Raw genomic sequence first — 9,074 nt, 5'->3', positions numbered from 1 at the left:
CCGAAAAGCCCGGCCCCACGCCATTTGTAGTCGCGAGCTGGCTCGACTGCTCTGCCGCGCCCCGCGCGGTCAGTCGAGCAAGCTCGACTCTACGAAGGCAATCCGCACCGAAACGCCTCCTGGGATATGCCGATGACTGCAAGCACTGCTCCGCGCTGGCCCGTACGCTACCTGCTCTTCATCGGCGGCCTCGGTGGCCTGCTGTACGGCATCGACATCGGCATCATCGCCGGCGCCCTGCCCTATCTTGAAGCCACCGCCAGCCATGCCTGGCAGCTCAGCAGCCAGCAGCTCGGCTTCGTCGTCGCTGCGGTACTGCTCGGCAGCGTGCTGTCTTCGCTGTTCGCCGGCATGATTGCCGACCTGATCGGTCGCCGCGGTGCGATGCTGCTGGCCGGCCTGCTGTTCACTGCCTCGATCCCGATCATGGCACTGGCCTCCGGCTACACGCCCCTGCTGCTCGGCCGGCTGCTGCAGGGCATCAGTGGCGGCCTGATCGGCGTGGTGATTCCGCTGTACCTGGCCGAAGTGCTCAGCCCCGAACGACGCGGGCGCGGCGCGGCCATGTTCCAGCTGCTGCTGACCGTTGGCCTGGTGCTGGCCGCCCTTATCGGCCTGTACCACGCCCACGCCGTGGATGCCGCCACCGAAGCCGTGCGCTCACTGCCGGTCGCGCAGCAGGCGCAGGAGCTGTTTGCGGTGAAGGACCACGCCTGGCGCACCATCTTCTGGACCTGCCTGGCACCGGGCCTGCTGTTCTGCGCTGGCATCTTCTGGCTGTCCGAGTCACCGCGCTGGCTGGTGCGCCGCGGCCGCATCGATGACGCGCGCCGCAGCCTGCAGCGCGTGCTGCCCGCTTCGGAGGTGGAGCCGACGCTTGCACAGATCCAGGCACCGGAATCGAGCAGCGGCAGCGGCAAGCGCGACCCGCTGCTCAGCCGCCGCTACGTGGTGCCGTTCCTGCTCGCCTGCGTAGTGCTGGCCTGCACCCAGGCCACCGGCATCAACTCGGTGCTGGCCTACGCGGTGAACATCCTCAACCAGGCCGGCCTGTCCGGCTCGGTCGCCAACGGCGCCGACGTGGCGATCAAGCTGCTCAACGCGGTGATGACCGTGGTCGCGCTTCTGCTGGTCGACCGCAAGGGCCGCAAGTTCCTGCTGATGCTTGGCAGTGGCGGCATCTGCGTGGCCCTGCTGGCAGCGGCGACGCTGTTCTTCCAGGCCGAACGCGGTCGCACCGACGCGCAGCCGCAGCTGCAGGCGGCGGTCAGCGGCGATGGCCTGCAGCTGGTGCTGGATGACGCGCAGTGGCAGCGCCTGGGCGCTGGCATCGACAATGAAGGCCGGCCGATGCAGCTGACCGTGTCGTACGCCTATGGCGATTTCACCAATGTGCGCGCCCTGCGCAGCGACAACCTGATCGACCGCGAGCTGCGCATCGAGCGTGCCGGCACCGTGCAGCCGGACAGCGTGATCGGCGCGTTCTTCCGCAAACTGCATCTGAACCCGTTCGCCGACCCGGCCAAGGCCGCGCAGGCACCGCTGCGCATCGAGCAGGCACGCATCGGCCCGGTGCCGCCACCGGCACACGGCTGGGCCGTGGCCGCCTGCATCCTGGTGTTCGTCGCGTTCTTCGCGGTCGGGCCCGGCGTCTGCGTGTGGCTCGCGCTGTCCGAGCTGATGCCGAACCGCATCCGCTCCAACGGCATGAGCATCGCGCTGCTGATCAACCAGTTCGTGTCGACCACTATCGCCGCGATCTTCCTGCCCACGGTGGGCCACTATGGCTACGCCAGCATGTTCGTGTTCTGGGCGGCGTGCACCTTCGTGTTCTTCCTGGTGGCCGCGTTCTGGCTGCCGGAGACCAAGGGCAAGTCGCTGGAAGAGATCGAGGCCCGCTTCGCCCGGTAGCGGTCGACTTTGGTCGACCTCCGCGCGCAGCGCGGGTTCATGGCGCGCCCGTCATTCGCCAGTGATGTGCTTGGCCAGCTCCCGCGCTTCGGCAACGCTGGACAAGCCGCTCAGCATCATCGATTCGCCGAACGGCCCCTGCACCGTCGCCACCATCAGCACGCGGCCATCCACGCTGATCGCCGCACGCTGGCCCACCAGTGCCGCGGTGCCATCGTGGATGCGCTGATGCGCCTCCGGCCGATAGCGGATCTGCAGGCCCGGCTGCTTGCCTTCATCCAGCACATAGCGCACATCGGCAATATCCGCGCTGCCGGCAATCGGCGGCTCGCGCAGCGCCAGGGTCTCGCCCTGCCACTGCGCCGGCGTACCTTTGCCCGCCGCATCGACCGCACTCAGGCGCACGTCCACGCCGGGTATGCACGACCGCAATTCTTGTCGCCGAAAAGTCGCAATGATTGACGTGGCTCTGTCTCGCCTGCAGCTGTACGCTACCGAATAGCTATGCATTAAGGTCAAGAACGGCTTCGCGAGGAGGTCGAGCTTCTGCGGGCGAGACTTCGGCAAGCGACGGCGACACTTGCGGCGCCGGAGGCTACCAGGCGCCGCTCATGGCTCTAGGTCGCTCGGCTGCGCAACCGTTTAGCTTTCAGCATGGCCATTGGGCTAACGGTTGGAACTGGTACAAGTAGTGCTAGCTGTTGTTCCAAACCTAGCGCTTTGAGGGTGGAGATCAGCGTGTGGACCGTCGATCCTTGCCCGCTCTCAAGCTGCACCAGCGCTCTGCGAGAGATCCCTGCTTTGTCGGCCAACGCAGCTTGCGAGACGTTGGCCAGAAGGCGACGCGCCCTTACTCGCTTTCCTAAGGCCTCGGCAAGCTCTTCAGGAGACAGGATTGGTATGTGATTCATTTGCGCGCAAATGTGCTCATTAGGGGCGTCTTACACCGCTGTGCGCGGAAATGTGCGCAACTCTGGCATCTCCATAATTCATCGATCCGGTGTCAAATCCTTTGCGGGGTAAGACTTGTATTGGCAGATCGGAAGCGTCGATACGTAACATCTAAGCAATGGTTGGCAGACTATGCCCCAAGACCGGGAAATGTCACGGGGTTGCCACGGCCGAACAAACAAAGATGCTCTCAGTTGTGCGCTGGAGCACTTGATCCTTGTCAGTCAGCTGCAGCTACACTGTGTGAGCCAGTCGGGACTGCCACGGTCGCGGCCAGAACTTAGCAGACTTGATGGCTGAATAAGAGTATCAACTATGCCCGCAAGCATGTGGCTCCTACGGTACATCTGTACTCTGTGGCGCCGCGCCGGCACCGGGAGAGGCAAGCCCGGCTGCACCAGTAGACTCACGCGATGGACAGTGATCGGCCAAGAGAGCAAGGTTGGGCGCACGCATCGATGACGGAGGCAGCATATGAAGCCGACCATCTTGGCACTTGACCTTGAGGGAACGCTCATCTCAAACGCTATCAGCCAGATCCCCAGACCTGGACTCTATGGGTTTCTGGAGGAAGTCCACGCACTGTTTGATCAGCTGATGATGTTTACAACAGTCCACGAAGATCGCTTTCGCAGCATCGCCGCGCTGTTGGCTCGCGAAGGAAGTGTCCCGGACTGGTTCGCGGGACTGCCCTACATCAACTGGTCAGGAAAGACAAAAGATCTACGTTTCGCTTCCCCAAATCTCGGTGAGGCACTACTTCTCGATGATCATGGTCCCTATGTCCATCTAGGGCAGGAACACCTATGGGTCCAGGTTCCGTTGTTCGGATCTCCATATCCGCTAGACGATGATGGCCTCAACCTCGTACTCCACCGTTTGCTCGATCGCAACGGTGTTGTGGTTGATGAAGTGAGTCCCGTCGTACGGAGCGGGGAGGCGTAGCCAGGTATATTCCGTCGTTGGCGAAGCGCCTGCTCACATGACTCGCTTCGTGCCCACGCAACAAATCCTGCGTGACGCCGCAGTGCTGCGCGAAACACTAGCCGCACGGTGGTTTAGCGCGGCCCAAGCCAGTGCCGCGCTGGATCCGAAGTTTGGAAGGGGCGGCCAACGCGCAAGCGAATTGCGGCGCCAGGGGAAGTTGCTGGGCGTTTATGTCACGCATACCCTCTGCTACCGCTACCCAACCTGGCAGTTCCTTCCCGATGGGCGGCCTGCCGAACACTTAGCCGAGAACCTAACAGTGTTACGTAACTTCGGCCCCTTCCACTGTGAGCCGAATGGTCTGCGTCGTAGCACTGGTTGGGGCGAGGCTGAATGGTTCTTGTCACCGCATGCGCTCCTCTGCGGCGCGGCACCGGCCGCGATGCTGAGCATAGACTCAGCCCGCGTTCTATATGCTGCCCAGTGCGAATTTGAAGAAATTCTCTGAGAGAAACCTTGCCCAGATGATCCAGCGCCAGCATCCATCCGACCTCTCCATTGAAGGGCCGGCTTTGGAGTACTAGGTGAGAAATAACATATGTAGGCCTGAGGCGAAGGGGTTCGCAAGTCCAAAGCAATCTAAAGCGACAGCTACCAATAGTGGGACCATAACCACCCCGTAGTGACTGATTCTGAGTAGCACGAAATTGCATCCTTATCCACGATTGCCAGATCACCAAGATGGTGGCAAGCGTGGACGACGTCTCCATCCGGATGATGGAACTTCCCATGCGGCTCAGCCGGCGCCAGAAAAACTGTTGGATTGGCAAGGCCCGCTGCGAGCTCCCGCAGGCGATTCAGATGTTTATCGAAGCTTCGGCGAGAGCCATGGTGCGGAAGAACTAGTGTCGAGGTAAGCGGTGTCTCGGCAAGGTAGTGATCAAGAAAGTCGTCTAGACGATCCTTGTCCGAGAGATTTGCGTCACCGGTATGGATCCATCCGACTGCCCGCGTTGTCGCACGCGTCGGAAAGCCCTTGGCCAATACGCCAGAGTGAACTCTACGGTCAAAGCACTGCCGTCGCGCGCCGATGCCGCGTTCCGCAGGGCCAGAATACACACACAGAGATGCGTCGTTGTAGTCATGAAGCGAGGAGAATATGCCGTACAAGGCGCTGAGCAGCTTCTTGCAACTTACATTGGTGGTTGCCACAGCATTGCCTAGCTTTGCTAACGCTGGGGCGCGTTGATCTGTAGGCGGAACCAGAGAAATGAGTTCGGCAGCGAGCGATGGATCAGCTCTCCGTTTCAGCTCCGACTTCAGTACGAGCGAAAAGTCAGTCCACTCTGCGGAGTTTAGATTTCCACCGGCTTTACTAAGCACATTTTGTAGGTCTTGGAGTATCTGTAAGCTCCAGATAGAAGAAACTTCCTTTGGAAATTTCCATTCGCGCGAATAGAAGCGTATTAGCCAATCGAGATCAAAAGTCAACGAAGTTGAACACGAGAATCGCGAGCGACCGACCTTCGCTCTTTCGATCGCCTGATGTGTCTCGTTGCTCAGAACATCAGCGCGATCCGTATTCCCCTTGAAGACACGATCGCGTTCAGGGCCTTCATCGCCATCAGGGCCCCCTACGATGACGACTTGACCAAAACTTCCTCCATAAAGAAGAGTGGCAACCCTGGCGAAGTCCGCAAGGAGGCTGCCGGCGCGCACTCTTGAACTAAGCCTCAGTGTCATCCACTGGAGATAGTTGGAAATGTCGACGTGGGGAAGAAAGACGGTGCGGAAGCTGACCCCGGCGTTCTTCAGGTCCTCCAGCCCGTTGATGTGGTCGTCATCTAGGTGGCTGATGGCCAAGAAGTCATGGCTGCGCGCGCGCGCAGCAAACGCCTCAGCTAGAAGCTTGCGATGTTTGGCTGTGGAGCCGCCACAATCAACTACCATGCTGAGTGAGCGGCCTTCACTAGAATGCAATGCCATGGAGTGAAATCCTCCTTGGCCTATAGGGTATTGAGTCCTATCTACTTGAAACATTTCCACACATTCTCTCCTTGATTGGCGGAGTTGTATCAGGATCTAATTTACTTTCTTCAATTGAAGCCTCACAAGTGAGGTTCGAATGTAGCTAATTAAAGTATTTTTCTACCACGTGCTGAGAGTGGGGGCTTTGGCTTTGTCAGTACTTGATTGACGGCAGTGGAAAGGCCTACGGCCTGAACACCGACTGGAAGTTGCGGGTCGGGGGGGGGGCGGGACTTGAGGGTTGCGCTATCAAGGCGTTCGCGTCGTCTCAAGAGGGTGGCTCCACGCAGCGAGAGAGGGAGTCCTGCAGACGAATTATCCGCTGCTGTATCTGCTCCGAGCGCCGCCTGAGATCTGCGAGCTCCCGCTCCTCATTGACGAGCTCTTGCGCTGACTTGTCTCGCTGGAAGACGAGAGTCGAATCTCCGCCACTACGAATGATCTTTTCGATAGCTTGCTGCGCGGACTGTTCTTCGTTCAGATCCTGCCGTAGCCTCCGACAGGATTGTGCAAGTTGATTTGATCGGCTGACCTGGCTGGTGAGCGTGGCGACTTCCATCCGATGCTGTTGGGAGAGGTCTTTGTTTCTGTCAGCCGACCGCTGGATCTCTTCCTCGAGGCTGGCAATTCGCTTTTGGAGGACAGCCAGTTCATCACGATGAGTCTCCCGCGAAACGTATCCCTGTTCCACCTCCTTGACGCTTAAGACATTTCCTTCGCGGCTAATGTGAAACCCGAGTGCCGTCAGGCTAACCAGAATAGCAGTGGTCAGCACGACCGTCGCCCCAACCGGGTGAGCGCGCATTGACTCCAGAGGGCTGCGCATCGGTGTTTGCGGCGAGCTCGTTTGACGTTCGCTCGGCTGGACTGAGCTACCTGGCGCCATGCTGCTCGAAGAGCTTAGCTCTCTGTTGGACCTTGTCTTCCTTGCCATTCAGCTCACTTCCCCTCCTCTTCCCTATTCAGAATAAGCTCGTGCCGGTGAGCATGTAACATCTCCCTATCGACCAAAAAGTCCTTTTCTTGATTACTCTGTCGCAGCTGATCGCGTAGATCCTGCTCGACCTCCTCAAGCGAATTGCTTCTAGGCAACTGGCAGACCCTTATTTGAGGCCTTCGCTAATGTCTGGTGCGCTGGAGCAAGTTGATTGAATCGCTTCTCATGGCCTCTTTCGATCTGTGCTTCACCGCTGAAGCGATCAGTTGATCTAACTTGATCCAAAATTTGGCTTCCATTTTTCAACGGCGGCGGGCAACCAGCAGGAGTGCGCGGATGCCACGTAACATTTGAGGTAATCGACCGTGCAAATGGCCACTTCGAGATCGGAAGCGAGCTCTTGACCCATTTGGCAGGATGGTCCCAGCGGCTTTGGTCTGTAGGTCGCAGAAGCAAGGTGATGCCGGAAGTGTCGGTTCAAGCCATTCGTCAGCCGCTCAAGGATCGGAGCTCCTCGATCTTAAGCTGAACTAGCATTCTTGCAATTCGCTCGGAGTCGACCGCGTATCTTGCTACGAAGGCTCGGTGCTCTTGACTAATCCGGTCGAAGCGCACCGCCCGTGGGCTGCTTTGCTGCACCTCCGCACTAGGTAGATTGGTGGTGATGAAGCCCAATGTTGGATCGCGGGTGCATTTGGAATGGGAGACGAAGTTCCTAACGCATCGAATTTCTTCGCGCTTCACCTTGTCAACATCGTCGAACCGCAGTGCATAGTCCTCCCAAAGCTCCTCGATGATCAGGTAGTGGCGCCGCAGCTGCTCCTCTACATAGCCCTCGAGATCGCCTGCCTCCGCGAGCGTGCGTACCCAGCGCTCTGCGGCGAGGGGAACCTGCGGCATCTGCATCGGTGCCGGTGCGTGCACGACCGTGGCCTCACATCGATCCGAGAACGTAGCCCCCGCTTGGGATGTAGCGGCCCCATCTATCAACGGAAACCTGGGAGGGGCAACATTGCCCCGCCTGAGCTGCAGCCGCTGCCCCAAGAGCAACTCCCATGCCAGTACCAACTGCCGCATGCGGGCGTCAGTGAATGCGATGAGGGTGTCCAAATTCGTTCCAAGCGTCAGCCCGGTATGGGTCATGTGCAGCGTGACGTCGAGATTTTCGCCCTGCTCGAAGCGACAGCTTGGCCACTGAGGTGGCGGTACGTAGAGCACCCGGCGAAATCCGCGGATGAGGTATTCAATCTCCAGGACATGGTCACCCATAGCTGCAGCGCTGGATGCGATCAGGATTTCATCGCCTGTCATTGGCCTTGGCTTCCAACACATTGGTATTGAATAACTACGTTACGGCTACCACAGTTGCCAAACCCACGGCGGGAGAGACAGCTAGACCGTTCCGTACCAACTGACTCAGCCTCCTGATAGTCCCAACGCCTGCAGCGCTTGGTAGCGAGGACTGCAGCGGCAGCTTCGTCAAATTCCACGCGCTGGAATTCGTTTCGATGGTAGCCGAGCTCAACAATGCCATCTGCACGACTTCCGCCCACTAAAAGCAACTCTTGTTGAGTGGCGCAGCCATGAGAACCGTTGCGATCAAGATGATGGTAGGGAACTCGCGACACATCCTTGCTCTCCTCATGGAATAACGAGCCTCTTCCTCAGCAGGGAGTGATGTTCAGTGGAGTCGAGATGTCAGACGGGCAGATCAATCCTTCTGAGGCCTCTTTTCGCCAAGCCACGCCAGTGAGCGCTCATGGACAGGCTGCTCTATGTTGTAGATATCGGTGTAGTGAACCTGGACAACGAGATCAGCGAGAGCGCTTCGAACCTGATCTCGAAAAACGTCGGATGGGTGGTCATAGATGAGCAAATCTATGCTCCTTCCAACTGCGATGGATCTGCCATCGATGGTTCCCACGTACCATCGAAATTTCATCCAATCGGGGAGCTGGCGATGCAGGGCGTCACCCAAAACCTCACCGTCACGAGATACGCGCAATGTGCTCACAATGAGTGGACCAGTACCGTTGTTGGTCAAGGTTACGATGATCTTGTCTTCAAGATCGTTGCAGGTAACCGCCGCAAGGGGACGAACGGAAAGCCTGTTATGCTTTCGTTGCGCCCACAACGCAAGCACCGCGACGATGAAGGCCAAGATTGCTCCCACGCCCGATAGCCTATCGGCATTCTGCCATAACCAGCACATAAGCCCCCCCTGACTTTAGCGGCATGCGTGCCGCGCGGTCAGTTTAGGCCAAATCATAATCGCTCGCGATTGGATGCAAATGCCCTGTGATCAAAGCACGTCGGACCG

At 58.9% G+C, this 9,074-nt stretch carries 9 protein-coding genes; 4 read left to right on the top strand and 5 right to left on the bottom strand.

Annotated elements, in window-relative coordinates; all coding sequences use genetic code 11:
* Positions 1–132 precede the first annotated feature (132 nt).
* Positions 133–1,911, top strand: a complete 1,779-nt coding sequence (locus tag V3B48_RS14085) for an MFS transporter (RefSeq protein WP_329893930.1) — start codon at positions 133–135, stop codon at positions 1,909–1,911.
* 51 nt (positions 1,912–1,962) lie between these two features.
* Here V3B48_RS14085 and V3B48_RS14080 read toward each other — a convergent pair whose 3' ends face one another.
* Positions 1,963–2,370, bottom strand: a complete 408-nt coding sequence (locus tag V3B48_RS14080; protein ID WP_329893965.1) for a hypothetical protein — start codon at positions 2,368–2,370, stop codon at positions 1,963–1,965.
* 158 nt (positions 2,371–2,528) lie between these two features.
* Entirely contained in the window at positions 2,529–2,822 is a 294-nt protein-coding gene (locus V3B48_RS14075) for a helix-turn-helix transcriptional regulator (protein ID WP_329893929.1), read from the bottom strand.
* A 514-nt stretch (positions 2,823–3,336) separates the two neighbouring features.
* On the opposite strand from V3B48_RS14075, the gene V3B48_RS14070 reads away from it, so the two are divergent.
* Both V3B48_RS14070 and V3B48_RS14065 read left to right on the top strand, forming a co-directional pair.
* Positions 3,337–3,807, top strand: coding sequence for a hypothetical protein (locus V3B48_RS14070; RefSeq protein WP_329893928.1), 471 nt, complete (start codon positions 3,337–3,339; stop codon positions 3,805–3,807).
* A 37-nt stretch (positions 3,808–3,844) separates the two neighbouring features.
* On the top strand, positions 3,845–4,297 hold the full coding sequence (locus tag V3B48_RS14065) for a hypothetical protein (RefSeq protein WP_329893927.1): 453 nt from the start codon (positions 3,845–3,847) through the stop codon (positions 4,295–4,297).
* Between the two features lie 143 nt (positions 4,298–4,440).
* Here V3B48_RS14065 and V3B48_RS14060 read toward each other — a convergent pair whose 3' ends face one another.
* The 3 genes from V3B48_RS14060 to V3B48_RS14050 all read right to left on the bottom strand — a co-directional run bounded on the left by V3B48_RS14060 (position 4,441) and on the right by V3B48_RS14050 (position 8,065).
* Complete coding sequence (locus tag V3B48_RS14060) at positions 4,441–5,775, bottom strand: hypothetical protein (protein WP_329893926.1); 1,335 nt, start codon at positions 5,773–5,775, stop codon at positions 4,441–4,443.
* A 310-nt stretch (positions 5,776–6,085) separates the two neighbouring features.
* The gene (locus V3B48_RS14055; protein WP_329893925.1) at positions 6,086–6,643 is read right to left on the bottom strand and encodes a hypothetical protein; all 558 of its coding nucleotides are present in this window, start codon (positions 6,641–6,643) and stop codon (positions 6,086–6,088) included.
* Between the two features lie 600 nt (positions 6,644–7,243).
* A complete protein-coding gene (locus V3B48_RS14050) occupies positions 7,244–8,065 on the bottom strand; it encodes a hypothetical protein (protein WP_329893924.1) in 822 nt (273 codons plus the stop codon).
* 448 nt (positions 8,066–8,513) lie between these two features.
* On the opposite strand from V3B48_RS14050, the gene V3B48_RS14045 reads away from it, so the two are divergent.
* Entirely contained in the window at positions 8,514–8,936 is a 423-nt protein-coding gene (locus V3B48_RS14045) for a hypothetical protein (protein WP_329893923.1), read from the top strand.
* Positions 8,937–9,074 lie beyond the last annotated feature (138 nt).

Source organism: Stenotrophomonas sp. SMYL20 (assembly GCF_036320045.1).
In the GTDB taxonomy this organism is placed as follows: Bacteria; Pseudomonadota; Gammaproteobacteria; order Xanthomonadales; family Xanthomonadaceae; genus Stenotrophomonas; species Stenotrophomonas maltophilia_A.
This window is presented reverse-complemented; position numbering and strand designations above follow the sequence as displayed.

What these genes read in the sequence shown, in the direction of transcription:
- V3B48_RS14085 (WP_329893930.1), top strand. Translation starts at nt 133, where the DNA reads ATGACTGCAAGCACTGCTCCGCGCTGGCCCGTACGCTACCTGCTCTTC.
- V3B48_RS14075 (WP_329893929.1), bottom strand. Translation starts at nt 2,822, where the DNA reads ATGAATCACATACCAATCCTGTCTCCTGAAGAGCTTGCCGAGGCCTTA.
- V3B48_RS14070 (WP_329893928.1), top strand. Translation starts at nt 3,337, where the DNA reads ATGAAGCCGACCATCTTGGCACTTGACCTTGAGGGAACGCTCATCTCA.
- V3B48_RS14065 (WP_329893927.1), top strand. Translation starts at nt 3,845, where the DNA reads ATGACTCGCTTCGTGCCCACGCAACAAATCCTGCGTGACGCCGCAGTG.
- V3B48_RS14060 (WP_329893926.1), bottom strand. Translation starts at nt 5,775, where the DNA reads ATGGCATTGCATTCTAGTGAAGGCCGCTCACTCAGCATGGTAGTTGAT.
- V3B48_RS14055 (WP_329893925.1), bottom strand. Translation starts at nt 6,643, where the DNA reads ATGCGCAGCCCTCTGGAGTCAATGCGCGCTCACCCGGTTGGGGCGACG.
- V3B48_RS14050 (WP_329893924.1), bottom strand. Translation starts at nt 8,065, where the DNA reads ATGACAGGCGATGAAATCCTGATCGCATCCAGCGCTGCAGCTATGGGT.
- V3B48_RS14045 (WP_329893923.1), top strand. Translation starts at nt 8,514, where the DNA reads ATGGACAGGCTGCTCTATGTTGTAGATATCGGTGTAGTGAACCTGGAC.